Here is a 20441-nt window from a genome sequence, read left to right as displayed (position 1 = left end):
CATATCCATTCGGTTATGAATTGAATCTACTTCAGGGTGACCCCCGCTGTCCAGGATGTGTCGATCGAAGCACGTCCACCGTGGAATCGGTCCCATGCAGGACCGGCGACTATTCTCGGGAACAGCGTCGATCGCCCGATGACGGCGCGCCCGAAGCCACGAGAGATCCGTCCTGATGCTGCAATACCCCGCTCGCCGTGCCCGCCGCCTGCTGTCCGGCCTCGTCGCCGGCGCCCTGGCGCTCACCGGAGCGGTCGTCGCCCCCCTCGCGACCGCGACGCCGGCTCAGGCCGCTTACCCCGACACCTTCAACCCGTTGGCGATGAACGGCGGCTTCACGGTCTACGCCCGCGAGGACATCACGCTCGGCAATCAGGAGACCGAGGGCAGCATCGCCGCCGGCGGTGCCGCGACCAAACCCGGCAATGCGCAGTACGCGATCATCCACGTCGCCGCGGGCACCGCTGACTACACGATCCCGTCGATCGACGGCGACCCCACGCGGCTCCTCGTCGACTCCTACTCGCCCTCCAGCGGCGGCATCACAGCGATCACCAGCGCCGGCACGTCGGATCCCGCACTGCAGGGCGATCTGAAGATGGTCGAGCGGGACGGCCCGTGGAAAGCCTCGCAGCGCGCGGACTGGCTGCGCCTCAACCTCACGCCCGAGAACCCCGACCACGCGCCGATCATCGACGCCACGGCGCAGACCTATCCCGATGACGCCACGCCTCCGGCATCCGTTGCGGGCAACCGGAGCATCTACACGGCCGATACCTCTGCGACGGCCGTCGCCGACTACGTCGAGGCGAACGCCGAGGCGTCCTACGACGACGCCGCAGCCTGCCTCGCCGGGCTGCCCGACTCCGCGTACCAGGTCGCCGTGGCCGAGAACACCGGCGACCGCGCCGTGCTGGCGCCCCTCAGCCCCGATCAGGTGAACGTCGTCGATTACATGGAGATCGCGGGCGCGTCGCTGATCCAGTTCTCCGCAGGTCCCACCCCCGGTGTGGAGAACCCGCTCGTGATCCAGGTGCCGGCCGGCACGACCTCGGTCACGGGTGCGCGCATCGACCCGCAGGGCGCCTACTCGCCCTACACGCTCTGGGATCTCTCGGCCGTCACCGGTGACGTCTCGATCGACGCGGGCGGCGCCCGCATGGACGGATCGATCTACGCCCCGAACGCGGACGTCACCGTCAGCGCCTCCCCGCTGGACGGGCAGGTCATCGGAAACAACGTCACGCTCCTGGGCGGCGAGGTGCACTCGTACCTGTTCGCCGGCCAGATCGCCTGCAACGCCGAGAACGGCACCTTCCGCATCCACAAAGAGCTCGACGGCATCGATGCCGAGCAGCTGCCCGAAGGCACGACGTTCACGGTGAACTACACCGCGACCGAGCCGGACGGCACCGAGGCGGCGGGAACTCTCGAGGTGCCCGCCGACGGCGACTGGGTCGCCGCCGGCGAGTCGTTCCCCACCGGCACCGTGATCGTCTTCGACGAGATCGACCCCGAGTCCGTCCCCGGGTACGAGTGGACCGGCGCGACGATCACGCCGGATGAGATCACCGTCGGAACGGGCACGGCTGATGTCGTGGTGACGAACGTCGCCGCAGCGCAGACCGGCACGTTCAGCGTGACGAAGAGGATCGAGGTGCTCGACCCCGACGGCACCACGGTCGAAGCGGACGGAACCGTGCCGGTGAACTGGGTCGCCTTCCACGGCGGCGAGCGGATCGACTCCGGCACCATGGACGTGCCTCTCGACGGCACGATGGTCGAGGTCGGCGAGGACTTCCCGACCGGCACGCGCATCGCACTGACGGAGGACCGCTCCGGCGTCACGCCCCCGGACGGCTACCGATGGGTCAGCTCGTCCTGGGATCCCGGCCGCACGTTCCTGATCGGCGACGACACCACCGTCGCGGTCACCCTCACCAACACGCTGGCACCGGATGACGCTGAACGCACCATCTCGATCGTGAAGTCCGCCACCGGCGCCGACGCGGACTACGAATACACCGTCAGCTACAACACCGATCCGGCCCCGGCGCGTACAGACCGAGTGCTGCCGCTCGGCGACCCCGAACTGCTCGACGACGTCGAGACGGATGCCGAGACCCTCGAACTCGCGGAGGGTGTTCCGACGTTCGACGGCACCCCCACGGATCCCGCCCAGTGGGATGCCCCGGTGTTCCTGGTCACCGCCGACGGCGAGACCCAGGAATATGCACCCGGCGGCTTCGACGAGATCGCCTCGATCCCGCTGCCCGAAACAGGCGACATCGTGATCGAGGTCGCCAACGCGCTCAAGCAGGGCACGTTCCAGCTGAACAAGCAGTTCGCCTCCGGCATCCACCTTCCGGAAGGGCTCGAGTTCAGCGTTTCCTGGACCGCGACGACCCCCGGCGGGATCACCACCGACGGCGTCCTGCGCCTGCCCGGCGACGGCACGCCGGTGGGACCCGTGGATGCCGCGGGCGACCCGCTCCAGTTCCCCTACGGGACCGTGATCACGTATGGCGAACTGCGCGCGCCGACGCCGGAGGGCATCCGGTGGGAGACGCCGGTGGGCGCGACGTCCGGAGAGCTCGTGATCGGCACGGACGACCAGTCCACGGTGTCCGGCACGATCACCAACGTCCACTCGGCTCGCCTCGGCACCTTCACGGTGACCAAGAATCTCGTCGGCATCGATCCGTCTGATGTGCTCGTCGACTCGTTCACGGTCGACTACGAAGCCCATGTGCCGTTCGGCGATGTGCAGACCGGCAGCTTCGAACTTCCCGCCGACGGGACGCCCGCAGGCCCCACCGACGACCAGGGCGCCCCTGTGCTGTTCCCGATCGGCACCGTCGTGCACCTGGCGGAGGTCACACAGGCCAGCGCCGCGCTGCCGCCCGAATACGTCTGGGCGGGCACCACCTGGAGCCCGTCGAACTCCCTCGTGGTGCGCGGCGGGACAGCCGAGCTCGAGGTCACGAACACGGCCGTCGAGATGACGCGCTTCTCGGTCGAGAAGCAGATCGCAGGGGATGCCGCATCCCTCGTCCCTGCGGACACGCTGTTCCCCGTGCGATGGCGCGAGCTCCTCGAACGCGAGGAGCCGCTGATGGCCGGCATCGACGCGCCCGCCGTGTCGCCCTACCTGCCGGTCGGAACGGTCGTCGAACTTCGAGAGGGCGAGCTCCCCGTGATCGACGGCGTCGAGTGGGGGCCGGTGAGCTGGAGCGCGGATGGTGAGGATCTCGTCACCACGCACGGCGGCCGAGCCGTCGTGCGCCTGGTCGGCGGCGACGCCCCCGACCCGATCGCGCTCACCATGACGAACACGGCGAATACGGCGCCGACGTCGGCGTTCTCGGTCGCCAAGACGGTCGACGGCGATCGCGCATCCCGTGTGCCGAACGACACCGTCTACACGATCGAATACTCCGTCGACGGAGGCGCGGTCGAGACCGAGAGCCTGACCGCAGGAGAGAGCGTCTCGGTGGCGAACCTCCCGACCGGAGCTTCGCTGCGGATCCGCGAAGTCGCCCCGCCTGCCGTCGCCGACGTCGCGTGGGAGACGGCGACCTGGTCGGTCGACGGCGAGCCCCTGACGACGGATGCCGACGGCTGGGCGACCGTCGACCTGGTCGGCGGAGAATCGCTCGCCTTCTCGGTCGTGAACCACGCGGATGTGCCGGATGGCGACAATGACACTGGTGCGGATGCGAACAGCGGTGCGGACGCGGACAGCAGTGCGGACGCGGATGCCGGAGCCGACAGCAGTGCGGACGCGGATGCCGGAGCCGACAGCGAGCTGCCGACGACCGGCGGGCCGGGTGTCCCGCTGCCCGTGATCCTGGGGGCCGTCGTCCTCGTCGTCGCCGGAATCGTGCTGATCGTGGTGCGCCGACGCCGGAACCAGGACTGACCTCCGCGTCACCCGCGCCACACTCGTTCGTTGAGCGCGCCCCCACTCGTTCGTTGAGCGACACTTCGACTCGCTGTCGCTAGCTCAGTGCAGGTCTCCGCGAGTCGAAACGCGGTCCCGGCTGAAGAACCTCAGCCGCAACTGCGTTTCGACTCGGTCGGCTCCGCCGTCCTCGCTCAACGAACGAGGGGAACGGCGGCTTCCTCGTTCAACGAACGAAGAGAGCTCAGCCGGCGGTCGAAGCGCGGACCACCAGTTCGGGGCGGAAGCGCACGTTGCGCTCGTAATCCCCGTCCGGGTCGTCGATCGAGCGCAGCAGCAGGTCGACGGCGGTGTGCCCGATGAGCTGCGCCGGCTGGCGGATCGAGCTCAGCGGCACGACGGTCGCCGCGGCGAAGTCGATGTCGTCGTAACCGATCAACGCGATGTCCTCCGGCACCCGCACGTCGCTGAACATCGTCAGCGCCTGCAGGATGCCGACGGCCAGCAGGTCGTTCGCGGCGAAGATCGCATCCGGCCGATCTGAGGCGCTGCGCCGGACGAGATCCTCCCCCGCGTCCCGCCCGTGCAGCACCGTCAGCGCCGGCATCTCGATGACCTCGAGGCCGGCATCCGCGACCTCCGCCACCGCCCGCCGCGCACCCGTCAGACGATGCGCGACCTGCGCGATCGCCGCGGGTCCTCCGACGAACACCAGCCGGCGTCGGCCGACATCGAGCAGGTGCTTCGCCGCCAGGTAGCCGCCCTCGACGTCATCGACCGACACCGAGCTGAAACCGCTCCCCGGGATCTCGTGGTCGACGAGGACGACGGGGGTTCCGGCATCCTGCAGGCGGCGCAGCTTCGCCGCGTCATCGGATGCCGGGGTGATCAGCACCCCGTTCACCCGCTGCTCCCGGAAGAGGTCGAGGTAGCCGTCTTCGCGAGAGGCGTCCTCGTCGCTGTTGCCCAGCAGCACCGAAAGACGATCCTCCTCGGCGCGCGCCTCTGCGCCGCGCGCGACGTCCGAGAAGAACGGGTTGCCGGCGTCGAGCACGACGAGACCGATGCTGCGGCTGCGACCGGCGCGCAGCTGACGAGCCGCGTCGTTGCGCACGAAGCCGAGCTCCTCGATCGCGGCCTGAACCCGCTCGACGGTGGCGGCGGCGACCTTGTCCGGCCGGTTCAGCACGTTCGACACGGTACCCACCGAGACCCCGGCGGTCGCCGCCACGTCGCGTACGCTCACTGCCACTGTCCGCCTCTTCCTCTCGCGACGCCTGGTCCTGTCGCGCGCTGTCCGCGAGTGTACGGCATCCCCGCCTGCCCCTACGAGCTGGCGCTTCTCCGCTCGCTGAGCGCGGCGAGACGCTGCGCGATCTCCGCGCGCACCTCGGGTGCTGCCAGGTGCGACAGCCGCTCCTCGAGGACGAGTCCGTCGCCCCACTGCGTCCCGCTGCGGAAGTCCTCCGCAACGGACGGAAGCCACTCGTTCAACGCGCCGACGATCTCGTCGTACGCCTCGGCGTCGTCGATGATCGCGGCGAGGCTCGATGAGAGACCCACCTCCGACGGCACGACGGCCAGCGGCGGTGCGGCGCACGAGAACCGGTGCGCCCCCGAGCCGACCGTGTGCCGCTGTCCGTCGGGGAGCACCACATCGGCTTCGGTGTTCGCGGGGACGGCGAGCTGCACCACGATGTCGTCGCCCTCACGGTCCCAGCGCACCGATGCCCGTCCGTACGGCGTGACATGCGTCGCCTCGGCGAACTCGAACCCCTGCAACGGGTGCGGCTCGACGTGCAGGCGCGCGTACCCCGGCTCCGCGGGCGCGAGTCCGGCGAGCGACCGGTGCAGCCAGTCCGCGATCGCGCCGAGTGCGTAGTGGTTGAACGAGGTCATCTCACCCGGGTTGATCGTGCCGTCAGGGAGCATCGAGTCCCAGCGCTCCCAGATGGTGGTCGCCCCCATCGTGACCGGGTACAGCCAGGAGGGGTTCTCGGTCGCGGTCAGCAGGCGCCGTGCGACGTCGAGATGTCCGGTGCGGGTGAGCGCATCCTGGATGATCGGCGTCCCGACGAAGCCGGTGCTGATCCGGTAGCCGCCCAGTGTCGTGAGCTCGGCCAGTCTGTCGCCGAGTGCCTGGCGGCGCTCCGGTTCGACGATGTCGAACACGATCGCGAGCGCGTACCCGGTCTGCGCATCCGACATCATGCGCCCGGCCGGAGTGACGTACTCGGCGAGGAACGCCTGCCTGACCTCTTCGGCGATGCGGGCGTACGCCTCGGCATCCGCTGTCCGTCCCAGCAGCGCAGCCGAGCGGGCGGTCAGATCGGCGGAGCGGAAGACGTAGGCGCTCGCGACGATGTCGGTCGAGGTCTTCGCCTTGGCCGGCTGGTTCGGCGGCGCATCGGGGTCGAGCCAGTCTCCGAACTGGAACATGCCCTCCCAGAGCCGCCGCTCGCCGGCGAGCGCGACGATCGCATCGGTCCAGGCCTTCATGCTGTCGTACTGCCGCTCGAGCGTGTCGAGATCGGCGAAGCGCTCGTGCAGCACCCACGGGACGACCGTGGCCGCGTCGCCCCACGCAGCGGCCGGCCGGGCAGGGCCCAGCACGTTCGGCACGACGAACGGCACGACGCCGTCCACCTGCTCGATCTCCAGGTCGCACAGCCAGGAGTCCAGGAACCCTCGGACGTCGTACAGGAAGCTCGCCGTCGGGGTGAACACCTGGATGTCTCCGGTCCAGCCGAGCCGCTCATCGCGCTGCGGGCAATCGGTGGGCACCGAGAGGAAGTTGCCGCGCAGTCCCCACACGACGTTCTCGTGCAGCTGTCGCACGAGCGCATGCGAGGTGTCGAACCACCCGGTGCGCTCCATGTCGCTGTGGACCACGACGGCGGTGACGTCTGCGGGGTCGAACCCGCCGGGCCATCCGTCGATCTCCGCGTAGCGGAAACCGTGGAAGGTGAACTCCGGCTCCCACTCCTCGACGCCCGTGCCGGCCAGCGTGTACCGATCCGTCGCGGCAGCGGCACGCAGCGGCCGCGTGCCGAGTTCGCCGTGCTCGAGCACCTCGGCGTGCCGCAGCGTGACGACGGTGCCGGCGGGCCCGGCGACCCGGATGCGCAGGCGCCCGACGAGATTCTGACCGAAGTCGAGCACGGTCTTCCCACTCGGTGTCGTGATGACCTCGGCGACCGCGCGCTCCTCGATGCGGCGGACGAACGGCGAGACTCGGGCTTCGGGAACCGGCAGATCCTCGACGACGGCGACCCTGGCCCAGGTCGAAGGCACCAGGCGGGCGTCGTGGTCCTCACCGGCGTACAGGCCGCTGGCCGTGATCGGACCAGGCGCACTCTCCCAGGTCTCGTCGGTGACGACGACCTCGTCTCTACCGTCCGCGTACTCGATGACCAGCTGGGCGGCGAACCGCGGCTGGTCGGCGTAGACCGGCTGCGCGTTGTCGCGGAACCCGTACCGCTCGGTCGCCCAGGCCCCGGCGAGGCGGACGGTGATCTCGTTCGCTCCCGCTCGGAGCAGCGTCGTCACATCGGTGGTCTCGTGGACGGTCCTGGCCTGGAACGGCGTCCAGCCCGGCTTGAGCGTCTGATCGTCGACATCCGCGCCGTTGACGGCCGCCTGGTAGACCCCGACCGCTGTCGCGTACAGGGTCGCCCTGCGCACGTCGCCCGAAACGGCGACCTCGCGCCGCAGCACGGCGGGTTCCGCCGGTCCCGCGGGCGTCGCGACCGCGATCGTGCGCGCCTGCCACTCCCCGTCCGTGAGGAATCCGGCGACGATCCACCTCGGTGCACTCCATTCGGATGCCTCGTCGTCGACGCCCGTGACGCGCACGCGCAGCGACGCCTCCTCACGCGGAGAAAGAGCCCGGAAAGGCCAGGGCACGCGCACGGACGTTCGCCCGTCGACCACGTGCTCCTGCGTCCCCTCGGCCGTGGTCAGTTCGAGCTCCGCCCTCGCCTGGCGCCAGCCGTCGGCATCCGCTTCGGTGACCCACCCGATGGCGGGCCCGGCGGTGGCGACGACGTCGCTGCCGTACGGTGCGTCGATCTCGACACGGACGATCCTCGTGCTCATGCTCGCTTCTCGCTTCCTGCGACGGCCGGTGCCGTCACGGTGATCTCGTGCGTTCCGCTGGACAGGGTGCTGGATGCCGGTGCGCCATCGACCGTGACGATCGACGTCTCGGTCACCGGGAGATCAAGATCCGCCGTGACGCCGAAGGGCACCTCCACGGTCGCCCGCAGTTCGTCGGCGTCCAGTCGCCAGTCGATCGCGAGCCGACCGTACGACGTCTCGATGGATGCCGCGGCATGGTCGAGCTCGACCGCCGGCCGCGGAGCGATCCGCGTACGGCGGTACCCCGGCTCGGCGGGCGCGAGTCCTGCGACCGTCCGGTAGGCCCAGTCGATCATCGCGCCGTAGGCGTAGTGGTTGAACGAGATCATGCTGCCGCCGGAGTCGTGCGACCCGGCATCCATGTCTCCGGAGTGGATGCTGCCGTCCGGCTTGATGGCATCCCAGCGCTCCCAGACCGTCGTCGCCCCGCGGTCGACCTGGTAGAGCCAGCTCGGCGCATCGCGGCGCAGCAGCATGAGGTACGCCTCGTCGAGGTGCCCGGTGTTCGACAGCGCGAACAGCACGAGGGGCGTTCCGAGGAAGCCCGTCGATATCCGCCCGTTCTCGGCGCGGACGTTCGCGGCGAGGCCGTCCGCGATCGCGGCGCGCTCGCCCTCCGGTGCGATCGCGAACTCCAGCGCGAGCGCGGCACCGGTCTGCGTCGTCACGGCCTCGGCACCCCAGCGCTCCCATGTCGCCACCGCGACACGATCGGCGAGCGCGTCGTACCCGTCGCCGCGAGTCGCGTCGCCCACGAGTCGTTCGGCGCGCGCGAGCAGGCGGGCCGAGTGCACGTAGAACGCGTTCGCGACGTAGTCGCTGGAGACCTTCGCCTCCCACGGGCGCTCACCAGGGGCATCCGGATCGAGCCAGTCGCCGTACTGGAAGGGCTCGGTCGGCAGCACGACGCCGTCCCCGGCCCGGCGCCGCAGGTGCTCGACCCACCGGCGCATGCTGCCCAGTTGCTGGCGCAGCACCTCGTCGCTGCCGGAGGCCTCGTACACCGCCAGCGGGACGATCGTCGCGGCATCCGCCCAGCCGGCGCGGCCCATGTTGTCGACCGGCCCCTCGCCCATGCGCATGTCCTCGAAGCGGATGATGTCCGGCACCACGGACGCCACACCGCCCTCGTCGGTCTGGTCGGCCTCGAGGTCGCGCAGCCAGTTCCGCCAGAACGCCTCGGCATCCATCAGAGTGCTCGCCGTCGCGGCGAACGCCTGCGCGTCGCCGGTCCAGCCGAGCCGCTCGTCGCGCTGCGGGCAGTCGGTCGGGACCGACACGAAGTTGTCGCGCTGCGACCAGAACACGTTCGAGTGGAACCGGTCGAGCGCGTCGGATGCCGAGCGGAACGTCGACCGGGCCGGCAGGTCGCTCGAGATCGCGACCGCCGTGGCCGACACGACCTCGACGGGACCGGTGACCTCCGCGTGCTGGAAGCCGTGGAAGGTGAACTGCGGCTCGAGCACGTGCTCACCGTCGCGGTCGAGCGTGTAGGAATCGGTCGCCTTCGCGCTGCGCAGAGCTGCGGTGTGCAGATCTCCAGACGGCTCGAGGATCTCGGCGTGGCGGATGATGACGACGTCGCCGGCGCGGCCGCGCACCACCAGTCTCACCCAGCCGGAGATGTTCTGGCCGCTGTCGAACTGCACCGCGCCGTCGCGGTCGGTGCGGGTCATCTCGCGCTCCGCCACGATGCGGATCGGCGGTGCCGATCGCGGTTCGAAGCGGGCCGGGTCGGTCGGGATCACGGATGCCGCGATCCAGTCCGAGTCGTCGAAGGATGCCTCGTGCACGCCTTCCGCACGCAGGCGCAGATCGGTGACGGTGCCGTCGTAGATGCTCGCGGATCGGATGGCTCCGAAGCCGCCGCGCCACGTGTCGCCGGTCGCGACGAGCACGCCGGCCTCCGTGTCGATCTGCGCGATCGCGCCGGACCGGTCGCCGTAGATCCTGGTGCGGTTCGCGAATCCCATCCGCCCGCGGTACCAGCCGTCGCCGACCTCGAGCACGATGACATTGTCGCCCTCGCGCAGCAGCGTCGTGACGTCGATCGTGTCCATCAGCACGCGGGTGCCGTACGACGTCCACCCCGGTGTGAGCCGAGCGTCGCCGGCACGCTCGCCGTTGATCCAGGCATCCACGAGTCCGAGTGCGCTCAACCGGAGTCGCGCACGCTCGGGGAGGGTCTCGACCGTGAAGGTGGTGCGCAGCAGCGCCACCGGGCCTTCGACCTCGCTCGGGATGCCGATGACGGCGGCGCTGAGGTCATCGGCGTCCAGCCCCGCTTCGACGACGAGCTCGTCGCTCCATGCCGTCCATCCCGCCGCGGTGGCGATGCGCACGGCGAACGCTCGGCGCTCGCCCGACGCGAGATCGCCCGCCGGAATCGCCACCGAATCCGCGGAGGCGACCTCATCCGCCGGCACCAGTTCGTCGCCCGACGGCCCCGTGGCGAGCTGGTAGGCGAGCTGCTCGGCACCAGGGGTCGAGCTCTCGGTGCGCCACGTCAGCCGCAGCCCTGTGGGCGGGATGCCGAGAAGTTCCGCGCCATGCTGCGAGCGCAGCGAGACCACGCGCGTGGACGCGTCGAACTGCGTGAGGGGTGGGGTGGCCGCCATGGCGTCGTTCCTTCCACTGTGCGCGTCATCGCGCACGACTCATTTCGGAAACGATCGTTGACTCTCGCCTCGGATCGTCGTACCTTACGGGGAGTTGAATGGTTTCAACGCATCCCATTCAACAGCATGACGGCCTCGACGTCGAGACCGCAACCAAGAGTCAGCTTTTACATGGAGGTAGAAGGATGGACAGCACCCGTACCCGAAGGGTTCTCCTCGCCGCAGTCGGCGTCGCAGCCCTCGCAGTCCCGCTCGCCGCCTGCAGCACGGGCGATGGCGGCAGCGCCGACGGCAAGGTCGAGATCTCGTTCCTCACGCAGAACACCGGCACGAACATCGAGATCGCCGAAGCGCTCATCGAGGCGTTCGAGGCCGAGAATCCCGACATCACCGTCAAGCTGGAGTCCCAGCCGGCCGGCACCGAGGGCGACAACCTCATGAAGACCAAGCTCGCCACCGGCGAGATGGAGGACGTCTTCTATTACAACTCGGGTTCGCTCTTCCAGGCGCTCAACCCGGACCAGAACCTCGTGCCGCTCGACGACCAGCCCTGGGTCGGCGATCTCATCGACACGATGACCGCTGTGGTCTCGACCGAGAACGGCATCTACGGCGCACCGTTCGGCGCGACGCAGGCCGGAGCCGTCGTCTACAACAAGACGGTCTACGCGGATCTGGGTCTCGAGGTCCCGACCAGCTGGGACGAGTTCGCCGCGAACAACGAAGCGATCAAGGCCGCGGGCATCACCCCGGTCATCCAGACCTACGGCGACACCTGGACGAGCCAGCTGTTCATCCTCGGCGACTTCGGCAACGTGCTCGCTCAGGACGAGGACTGGGCCGACGAGTACACCGCCGGCAAGCGGAAGTACGCCGACGAGCCGGCGCTGCAGGGCTTCGCCAACCAGCAGGCCGGCTTCGAAGCGGGCTGGTGGAACCAGGACTACGCCTCAGCCGTGTACGACGACGGCGCCCGCATGGTGGCCACCGGTGAGGGTGCGCACTACCCGATCCTCACCGGCATCGTGTCGACGTTCCAGCAGAACTTCCCCGACGAGCTGGAGAACATCGGCGTCTTCCCGCTGCCGGCGCAGAACGCCGAGGACACGAAACTGACCGTGTGGCTGCCGAACGCGGTGTACATCCCGAAGACCACCGAGGGCGACAAGCTCGAGGCCGCGAAGAAGCTCATCGCCTTCATCAACTCGCCCGGTGGCTGCGAGGTGCAGACCACCGCGATGGTGCCCAGTGGACCGTTCGCGACCAGCGCGTGCGAGCTTCCGGACGACGTGCCCGGTCTGCTGACGGACATGCAGCCGTACTTCGACGAGGGAAACACCAACCCGGCGCTCGAGTTCCTGTCCCCCATCAAGGGACCGAACCTCGAGAACATCACGGTCGAGGTCGGCAGCGGCATCCGCCCGGCCGACGAGGGCGCAGCGCTCTACGACGAGGACGTGAAGAAGCAGGCCCAGCAGCTCGGACTCGACGGCTGGTGATCCGCTCCTGACCATGGTGCGGGCCCGCCCGGCGGGCCCGCACCTCCACCTCTTCGACGGAGACATCATGACCGCTGCCGTTTCAGCTCCCCCGGGGAAGCGCAAAGGCATCAAGAGCTCGTACCCGACGTGGTTCTACATCCCGTCCGCGGTGCTCTACATCGTCCTGTTCGCGATCCCCACGTTCGCCTCGTTCTACTTCAGCCTGACCCGATGGTCGCTCTTCGACATCGAGTTCATCGGCTTCGACAACTACGTCCAGTTCTTCACCGAGCCCATGCTCGTGCAGGGCTTCGTCAACACGTTCGTGTACGGCTTCGTGACCAGCGCACTCAAGGTCGTCCTGGGGCTCGCGCTCGCCCTGCTGCTGACCGGCTCGATCCTCGGTCGCGGCTACCTGCGCTCGACGATCTTCTTCCCCGTCCTCGTATCGACGGTCGGCATCGGCATCACCTTCAAGGTTCTGATGGACCCGTTCGATGGGCTCATCAACCAGACGCTGGCGCTCATCGGCATCCAGGGACCAGGGTGGCTCACCGACCCGGCGTGGGCTCTGATCTCGGTCGCCCTCGTGGACGTCTGGAAAGGCGTCGGCATCGCGACCCTCATCTTCATCGCCGGTCTCGTCGCCATCCCTCAGGAGTACTTCGAGGCCGCGAAGGTCGACGGTGCGAGTGCATGGCAGCGGTTCAAGAACATCACGCTGCCGCTGGTGCAGCCGGCGACGGCGACGGTCATCCTGCTGTCGCTCATCGGCGGTCTGCGGTCGTTCGAGCTCATCTGGGCGATGACCAGAGGCGGCCCGGGCTTCACGAGCGATGTGATCGCGTCGGTCATCTACAAGCAGTACCAGGCCGGCTTCTACGGTCTGTCCACGGCTGGCAACGTCGTGCTGTTCATCGTGGTGACGGCGATCATCGTGCCCATCCAATACATCCTCAACAAGAGGCAGGTGGAGTCATGACGCTCACCCGCACCATCACCACGGCCGGATCTTCCAAGGCGAAGATCGCCCGCTCCGACCGCCGCCCGATGACCCCGCGGCTGTTCTTCACCCGCTACGTCATCGGCATCATCGCGATCCTCGCGTCGATCGTCGTGTTCATCGTGCCGTTCGCGTTCATCTTCCTCACGGCCGTCAAGAATCCGCAGGAGGCGTCGCTCTTCGAGTTCTCGTTGCCCGCTCAGGGCTGGTACCTGTGGGAGAACATCGTCACTGTGCTGCAGGCACGGGACTGGATGCTGGTGACGGCGTTCATCAACTCCACCGTCCTGACGGTGGCGAGCGTGGCGATCATGGTCGTGTTCGCGGCGATGGTCGGCTACATCCTGCAACGACGGAAGTCGAAGTGGAACGCCGTCATCAACATCTTCGTGCTGGCCGGGCTCATCGTGCCGCCGGCCGTCGTCCCGACGATCTGGGTGCTGCAGGGCATCGGGCTGTTCAAGACCATGCCGGGCATGATCCTCATCGAGGCGACGTTCGGCCTGAGCTTCTGCATCCTGCTGTTCCGCGCGTTCGTCTCGACGATCCCGCGCGAGCTGGATGAGGCGGCCGTGATCGACGGCGCTGGTCCCCTGCGGCTGTTCTTCCAGGTCGTCATGCCGCTGCTGAAGCCGGTCGCGGTGACGGTGATCGTCGTGCAGTCGGTCGCGGTGTTCAACGACTTCACCGGTCCGCTGTACTTCCTTCCCGGTGACGCCAATGCCACCGTGCAGCTGACGCTGTACAACTTCCAGAGTCAGAGCCTCAGTCAGTGGAACCTGCTGTTCATGAACATCCTGCTGATCACGGTGCCGCCGCTGGTGATGTACGTCTTCTTCCAGCGTCAGATCGTCGCCGGAATGACCAGCGGCGCCGTCAAGGGCTGAGCGGTCTCAGAAGTACTCGGCCGGGATCGTGCCCCGGAGCCACGCGAGCTCGTTGTCGCGGATGAACACCGACAGCGACTCGTCGCGGGTCTGATCCCGGCCGAGCCAGTCGTCGAGGATCTCGATCAGTGCGTTCGCGGTGGCGATCGAGGGCGCGGCGACCACGGCATCCCACGCTGCGACGAACCCGTCAGGGCCGGTAACCTCGCGCACGAGCCGATGGATGTACTTCGGCCCTGGCATGAGGCGGTGCGCACTCGCCAGGGCGGCCCGCGCCGCGGCGAGGGTCAGATGCACGGCGGCGTGCTGGAGCAGGAACGGGTCGCCGTGCTCCTCGGCCTGACGCAGGAAGTAGCCGCCGTGCAGGTGCGCCTGGGCGATGTGCGAGCGGATCCGCCCCGCCCAGACCTCATCACCGAGCGTGCTGATCTTCTCGACCAGCGTCGCGAGTTCGTCGGAGCGGCTGAAGACCACCCTGGCTCCGGCGAACGAGGCACGGGTCGGATCGTCGGCCCGGTCGACGGCCGTGCGCAGGTAGGCGAGATCGGCGAGCTTCACGTCGATGTACGAGCCGGGGTAGTCCATGTCGTACCGGTCGATCCACGCCCAGCGGTCCTCGCCCGTCGAGCGCGCGAAGGCCTCCGGGGTGACGACGAGGTACACGTCGACATCGGAATCCGCCCGTTCCGTGCCGCGGGCCACCGATCCGATGACCACGACCCCGACCGTGTCGGGATCCGCGGCGACCTGCGCGACGTAGGCGTCCAGCGCCCGTTGCTGCTGCTCCATAACGAGACACCGTAGCGCCTGGTCGCGCAGGTCACCGCGTCAGCGCATCCGGCGCCGCCGGATTCCGACCAGGAGCAGCGCGCCTGCGGCGAGCAGCGCGGCCCCGATCACGACGCCGATCGTCACGTCCACGCCCGTCGCCGGCAGGATGCCGGCGGCCGGCGCCTTCGTGATCGTGAACGTCTCGGACAACACCGACAGCCCGGAGGCGCCGATCGCTTCGAGCTCGTGCGCGCCGACCTCGACGTCCTCGGGGATGTCGAGGATTCCCGTGAGCGTTCCGTCGGCGCCCACCGTGAGCGTCTCGTCGAGCGGCATCGGCGTGGAGTGCAGAACGAAGCGCACCTCTTCGCCGACCTGGAAGCCCGTGAACTCGACCTGCATCCGTCCGCCGGGGACGAGCGCCGATCCCGGCGCGGCCGTCACGGTTCCGTGCGGCTGGACGGCGGGTTCTTCGGGGTCGACCGGACCTTCGGCGTCGGACCCGCCGTCGGAGCCCGTGTCCGAACCACCGTCCGAGCCGGTGTCCGAGCCTGCGTCGCCCGGTTCGCCGGGAGTCTCGCCGCCGGTGTCGCTGTCGCCCGGCTCTCCTGGCGTTCCCCCTGCGTCCGCGTCGCCGGGGTCGACACCCGCATCAGCGTCACCCGGGTCGGCACCGGCGTCGCCGTCACCCGGATCAGCACCGGCATCGCCGTCACCCGGATCAGCACCGGCATCCGCGTCACCCGGATCCGCATCGCCGTCACCCGGCTCCCCAGGCTCGCCCGGCGTCCCGCCGCCGACCGCAGCCGACTGGAAGGTGCGCACCTCGGAGTACTCGGTTCCGCCGTGCGGGCCGGTCGCGACGACATACCAGCCGTGCTCGCCCTCGGCCAGGTCGCTCCAGGTGGCCGACGTCTGCGTGCCGGAGGCGACTCCGGTCTGCGCGCCGATCTCCTGCGCGGTGAGGATCTCGGCGCGGAACGAGTCGGCAGCCAGCGTCTTCTCACCGGGGACGATGCCCGCGGTCGCGTACGGGATCTCGAACTCCTGCATCCCTGCCGGGTCGTTCAGCGACGGCTCATCGGAGTCGAAGTCGGCCAGCGACGGAGAGTAGGTGCGGATGATGATCCGCTGGCCCTCGTTGTCGAAGTGCGCCAGGCGCAGGTATCCCAGACCGCCTTCCGGCAGCCCCTGGTAGTCGAACAGCATCGAGTACACCGTGCGGTCGGCGACCCCGTCGCCGTCGTCATCGATCTCGTCCGTGCGCGTGTAGGCATCGTGATAGTGCCCCGAGCTGACGGCGAAGACGTTGGCGTTGGGCGTCACGACCTCGTCGAACACACGCTGCGGGAACGGCCCGAGGCCGCCCGTGGTCAGCATGTACTCGTGCAGGTTGATCCAGACCTTGCGCTCGGGGTAGCGCTGGATCACCTCGTTCATCCACGCGATGTCCTCGCTGTTGTCCGTCACGTCGTTCGGCGTCGGCCAGCCCATGTAGATCATCAGGAAGTCGATGCCGCCGGCCGACACGAGGTCGTAGTGTCCGCGGTTGTCCTTGTACGACTCGCCGTACCACGGGTTGCCCGCGTAGCGCGCCTCGCCGAAGTGCTCGGAGTACTGCGTGTAGTCCGCGTCGTGACCGCCGACATCGTGGTTGCCCGCGAGGACGCCGTAGGGCAGACCGGCCTCGTCGAGCATCGTGTACGCCGCATTCGCGTTGTCCCACTGATGCGCATCGGTGTGCACGTTCACGATGTCGCCGTTGTGGATCATGTACTGCAGGTTGAGGTTCTCCCGCTGCTCCAGCAGGAACTCGTGGATCGCGAGCTGGTGCGGGTAGTAGTCGTCGGTCTCGTTGTAGTACTGGGTGTCGCTCTCGATCGCGATCGTGAAGTCGTACGCATCGCGCGGTGTGGCCTCGGGGTGGTACGGAGCCACCTCGCTCGCGCGCGTCGAAAGGTCGTCGGCGGAGAATCCGTCCGAATGCTGGACAAGGGCGGTGAGCACGCCGTCCACGACATGGCCGTCGACCGGGACCAGCGCTTCGAGCGCGAACTCGGGTGTCTCCGCCGTCGTCAGGTGCTGAGCGACCTGCTCCCAGGCGCCGTCGACGGTGCGGACGTACAGGATCACCTTCGCTCCGGCATTGGCGGTACCGCGCCAGTCCACCCGCGCAAGGGCACCCGTGCCGACATCGGCCGACACCGCCATCGTGTAGAGCTGGTAGGGCAGACCGGTCGCGGCCGTCGTCTGGACGTTCACGCCGTCGGTGCCCAGCAGCGCGGCGAGATCCTCCTCGCCCAGGACCTCACCCGCGGTGCGGTCCTGGGTCTGGGAGTCGGAGACGATTCCGCGGCTGATGGTGAGCCCCTCATCACCCGGCGCGTAGCTCTGGCCTGCGCGGAAGCTCACATCCAGCGCGTCGCCCTCAGCGGATGTCGGGGTGGCGGTGAGCTCGGCGGTGTCGCCCTCGAGGATCTCGCCGTCGGTCGGCCCATCGAGTCGGATCGCCGGCTGCTCGTCGGCCGTCTCGAAGGCGACCGATGTCGTGGCGGTGTTGCCGACGGCATCCGTGGCGGTGAACTCGGCGACGTGCGCGCCCGGCGCGAGCCCGAGCGAGGACGTCGCGAGCGGCAGTGCGATCGGAACGCCGTCCAAGACTCCCGAGATCTCGGCAACGCCGGATCCGGCATCCGTCGCCGCGGCATCCACGACGAGGTGCCCCCGGTACTTCTCGCCGTCGACGACCGTCGGCTCGATGACCGGCGCGGTGTTGTCGACGACCACGGTCCTGGTCGCGTCATCCGCACCGGCGCGGGCGGTGACGGCGTGGTCGCCGTCCTCGACCGAGGTCGTGTCCCAGATGGTCGATACCGACGTGAACGCGTCATCCGGAATCGTGAAGGTCGCGAGGAACGACACCAGCGAGGCGTCGCTGAACGCGATCCGTTCGGACGGGGCGGGGCAGTCCGCGAACGCCGGACCGGTGACCTGCCCGTTCTCCTCCTTGGTCGTCGCACAGGCATCCGGCCGCAGCACGCGGCCGTCGGGCAGGGCGAGGCGCAGGTTCTGCGCGGCGAAGTCGTCGTTGTTCTCGTTGACGTCCGCGTTCGGCCATGCCTTGGTGCCAGCCGTGATCGACAGCGTGATCTGCTCCCCCGGTGCGACGCGTTCGACAGGGACCGTCGCGTCGACCGTCACGATGCGCGCGTAGTAGCCCTCGTCGAAGATCTTCAGAACCTCGTCGCCGAGCTTGACGCCGTTGCGGAAGAAGGCATCGGTGTTCGTCGCCTCGAAGGCGAAGACCGGACCCGTTTCCAGCGACGCGACCGCGTCGTCGACCTCGGCACCGTCGATCTCGAGCGTCACGTCGTCGCCCGTCGCGGACACGCGAACGGGGCCGGCGACGAACTGCCCGTCCGTCAGGTTGAGGCGCACCGGCTCCGGCTCGCCGTCGACGAGTTCGACGCGCACCGGGCCCAGCGTGCTCTGCTGCAGTCCGTCGCTCGCCGTGACCGAGTACTCGATCCACCGCTTGCCGAACAGGTCGGCCGCCGGCACGGAGTAATGGAACCGGTCCGCCGCCTCGACCGTGAGGTTCCGGCTCTGGGTCGCGCCCAGATTGTCGACCAGCTCGAGCGTCACAGAACGGACCAGCACATCGTCCGTGACCGCGAATCCGAGATCGAGCGCTGAAGTGTCGGGCACATCGGAGCCACCGGTGAGATCTTCGATGGCGGGTGCGGTTCCTGCCGCCGGCGCCGCCACGAAGGATGCCGGAACCTGGCCGGCGCTGACGAAACCCGGCGTGGGCGCCGCGAGCGCCATCATCGTCTGGATCGTGCCGTCCGGAGCCTCGGGCGCCCACAGGTGCGCGCCCTCGCCCGGGTTCCAGCCGTACTGGATCCCCGTGTCGGCCGTGGTCTGGTCGTTGTCGAAGTAGTACGCGCGGCTCACGTCATGGCCGGTATCGGTGGCGACCTGGATGCCGCGGGATCCGCCGTTCGCCATTCCGCCGTTGAAGAGCTGCACGATGCCCTCGCCGAGCACGAGGTCGGTGCCGAACGCCTCGTTGAAGTCGGCGACCGTGAGCCCGCTCGCAACCCCGACCGGGTTCACGATCCACGCGACGAGCGTGCCGCCGGCGGGGATCACGACATCTTCCGGCGATGACGGCCACAGGGTCGCGTTGAGCGTGACCGGTGTCGTGAGCGCGTTGTCGGTGTAGAGGTAGCTGAGCGTGTAGTCACTGAAGTCGACCGGTGCGTCCGACGCGTTGAAGACCTCGACGAATTCGAAGGCATCCGCGCCGTCGACATTCGCCGTGTCGGGGGCCAGCTCGGTGATCTGCAGCAGCGGTGCCGCGAGTGCAGGGTCGGTGGGGCGGTCCGGGTCGGGGCCGACCGGGTCCGGCCCCGGCTCCTCCGCACCGCCCGGGCGCACCAGCTGCGCCGGGTCGACCGTGCCGGGGGTCGGCGTGATCATGACCTTCTCGACCGAGACCGCCCCCGCGGCCGGGACCGTGTACTGCTCGGACAGTCCCTTGCCGGCGACGCGGTCGTAGTCGACGCCCGAGACCAGCGTCGATCGGTCGCCCTGGAACAGGCGGAACTCGCGCGCACCGGTGTTGGCGAATCCGCCCTGACCGATCACGTGGAAGAGCGGGTAGGCGGATGCGGCGTCGCCGTAGTGCGCGCGAAAGTCCGCATCCGCGAGCTGCCACTGCCCCACGGCGGCATCCCCGGTGCCGACCGCATATCGCAGCCAGAACACGGCGGAGCTCCTGGCGGGGATCATGACATCGGCGAGCGCGGTCTCTGTGCCCGGCTCGACCACGGACAACCAGCCGGACGTGTTGTACCGCAGCGCGTAGTCGGCGAAGTCGATCGGCGCGTCGGTCGTGTTCGCGACCTCGAAGAACTCGAAGTAGTCCTGATCGGATGGGGTGCCCGCGGTGTCGGGCATGATCTCGGTGATCACGAGCTCGGGGAGCGCTTCAGCGGCGGATGCCGGCGCCGCGATGCCGATACCTGTTGCGGCGATGGCGAGGGTGGCCGCGCCGGCGAGGACAGCACGAAGTCGGGTGAGAACGGGGTGGGTCACGAGAGTTCAGCGAATCGCGAACGGCTGAACCGCTCCCCCTTCGTGGGGAAACGAAGGATGAACCGGAGGTGGCTCGTGACTGAAGCGCGTGCGATGTTGCACGATCGGCGGTCGCCCTCTAATCTTGAAACGATTCATCCATCAATCGAGGAGCACGTCGACGATGACCTCCCCCACCCGGGTCTGCTTCCAGTTGCAGGTCCGCCCAGAACTGCTGGACGAGTACCTCGCACGGCACTCCCCCGTGTGGCCCGAGATGCTCGCCGAGATCGCGGCATCCGGGCGGCGCAACTACTCGCTGTTCCTCGGCGAGGGCGGCACACTCATCGGCTATTACGAGACGGACGACGACGACGCCGCGCAGGCCTACCTCGCCGCGTCCGAGGTCGCCGGCCGCTGGGAGGCCGAGATGTCCCGCTTCTTCGTCGGGCTCGACGGCCGCCCGGACCAGGCCGCGACCCCGCTCACCGAAGTCTTCAATCTGGCGGATCAGCTTTCCGCCGCAGCATCCGAATCCGCAGAAAGCGAGTGATC

At 68.8% G+C, this 20441-nt stretch carries 10 protein-coding genes; 5 read left to right on the top strand and 5 right to left on the bottom strand.

Annotated features, from left to right (window positions below):
* Positions 1-175: 175 nt before the first annotated feature.
* Entirely contained in the window at positions 176-3922 is a 3747-nt protein-coding gene (locus AC3ANJ_RS03510; protein WP_488318249.1) for a DUF5979 domain-containing protein, read from the top strand.
* Positions 3923-4148: 226 nt separating this feature from the next.
* Here the strand turns inward: AC3ANJ_RS03510 and AC3ANJ_RS03505 are convergent, their stop codons facing one another.
* The 3 genes from AC3ANJ_RS03505 to AC3ANJ_RS03495 all read right to left on the bottom strand — a co-directional run bounded on the left by AC3ANJ_RS03505 (position 4149) and on the right by AC3ANJ_RS03495 (position 10662).
* Complete coding sequence (locus AC3ANJ_RS03505; protein WP_406246870.1) at positions 4149-5156, bottom strand: LacI family DNA-binding transcriptional regulator; 1008 nt, start codon at positions 5154-5156, stop codon at positions 4149-4151.
* 74 nt (positions 5157-5230) lie between these two features.
* Positions 5231-8002 carry an alpha-L-rhamnosidase gene (locus tag AC3ANJ_RS03500; protein WP_488318248.1) on the bottom strand — a complete coding sequence of 924 codons (2772 nt, stop codon included), beginning with the start codon at positions 8000-8002 and terminating at the stop codon, positions 5231-5233.
* Positions 7999-10662: a family 78 glycoside hydrolase catalytic domain gene (locus AC3ANJ_RS03495; RefSeq protein ID WP_488318247.1), complete on the bottom strand. Its 2664-nt coding sequence runs from the start codon at positions 10660-10662 to the stop codon at positions 7999-8001. Before AC3ANJ_RS03495 ends, AC3ANJ_RS03500 begins: the two co-directional genes overlap by 4 nt.
* A gap of 185 nt (positions 10663-10847) precedes the next feature.
* Between AC3ANJ_RS03495 and AC3ANJ_RS03490 the strand changes: the two genes are divergently transcribed.
* The 3 genes from AC3ANJ_RS03490 to AC3ANJ_RS03480 all read left to right on the top strand — a co-directional run bounded on the left by AC3ANJ_RS03490 (position 10848) and on the right by AC3ANJ_RS03480 (position 14033).
* Complete coding sequence (locus AC3ANJ_RS03490; RefSeq protein ID WP_488318246.1) at positions 10848-12161, top strand: ABC transporter substrate-binding protein; 1314 nt, start codon at positions 10848-10850, stop codon at positions 12159-12161.
* Between the two features lie 67 nt (positions 12162-12228).
* Complete coding sequence (locus AC3ANJ_RS03485) at positions 12229-13125, top strand: carbohydrate ABC transporter permease (protein ID WP_488318245.1); 897 nt, start codon at positions 12229-12231, stop codon at positions 13123-13125.
* A 68-nt stretch (positions 13126-13193) separates the two neighbouring features.
* Entirely contained in the window at positions 13194-14033 is an 840-nt protein-coding gene (locus AC3ANJ_RS03480; protein WP_488319226.1) for a carbohydrate ABC transporter permease, read from the top strand.
* 6 nt (positions 14034-14039) lie between these two features.
* Here AC3ANJ_RS03480 and AC3ANJ_RS03475 read toward each other — a convergent pair whose 3' ends face one another.
* Both AC3ANJ_RS03475 and AC3ANJ_RS03470 read right to left on the bottom strand, forming a co-directional pair.
* Complete coding sequence (locus AC3ANJ_RS03475; protein ID WP_488318244.1) at positions 14040-14822, bottom strand: nucleotidyltransferase domain-containing protein; 783 nt, start codon at positions 14820-14822, stop codon at positions 14040-14042.
* Positions 14823-14861: 39 nt separating this feature from the next.
* On the bottom strand, positions 14862-19907 hold the full coding sequence (locus AC3ANJ_RS03470) for a lamin tail domain-containing metallophosphoesterase family protein (RefSeq protein ID WP_488318243.1): 5046 nt from the start codon (positions 19905-19907) through the stop codon (positions 14862-14864).
* Positions 19908-20070: 163 nt separating this feature from the next.
* Between AC3ANJ_RS03470 and AC3ANJ_RS03465 the strand changes: the two genes are divergently transcribed.
* Positions 20071-20439, top strand: coding sequence for an L-rhamnose mutarotase (locus AC3ANJ_RS03465; protein ID WP_488318242.1), 369 nt, complete (start codon positions 20071-20073; stop codon positions 20437-20439).
* Positions 20440-20441: the final 2 nt, after the last annotated feature.

This window comes from Microbacterium sp. STRO-1N (genome assembly GCF_057748015.1).
The sequence above is the reverse complement of the archived record's forward strand: the minus strand, read 5'-3'. Positions and strand labels throughout refer to the sequence as shown.

Bases quoted from the DNA above. Each gene is read 5' to 3' on its own strand.
- AC3ANJ_RS03465 (WP_488318242.1), top strand. From the start codon at position 20,071: ATGACCTCCCCCACCCGGGTCTGCTTCCAGTTGCAGGTCCGCCCAGAA.
- AC3ANJ_RS03490 (WP_488318246.1), top strand. From the start codon at position 10,848: ATGGACAGCACCCGTACCCGAAGGGTTCTCCTCGCCGCAGTCGGCGTC.
- AC3ANJ_RS03480 (WP_488319226.1), top strand. From the start codon at position 13,194: ATGACCCCGCGGCTGTTCTTCACCCGCTACGTCATCGGCATCATCGCG.
- AC3ANJ_RS03510 (WP_488318249.1), top strand. From the start codon at position 176: ATGCTGCAATACCCCGCTCGCCGTGCCCGCCGCCTGCTGTCCGGCCTC.
- AC3ANJ_RS03485 (WP_488318245.1), top strand. From the start codon at position 12,229: ATGACCGCTGCCGTTTCAGCTCCCCCGGGGAAGCGCAAAGGCATCAAG.
- AC3ANJ_RS03500 (WP_488318248.1), bottom strand. From the start codon at position 8,002: ATGAGCACGAGGATCGTCCGTGTCGAGATCGACGCACCGTACGGCAGC.
- AC3ANJ_RS03475 (WP_488318244.1), bottom strand. From the start codon at position 14,822: ATGGAGCAGCAGCAACGGGCGCTGGACGCCTACGTCGCGCAGGTCGCC.
- AC3ANJ_RS03495 (WP_488318247.1), bottom strand. From the start codon at position 10,662: ATGGCGGCCACCCCACCCCTCACGCAGTTCGACGCGTCCACGCGCGTG.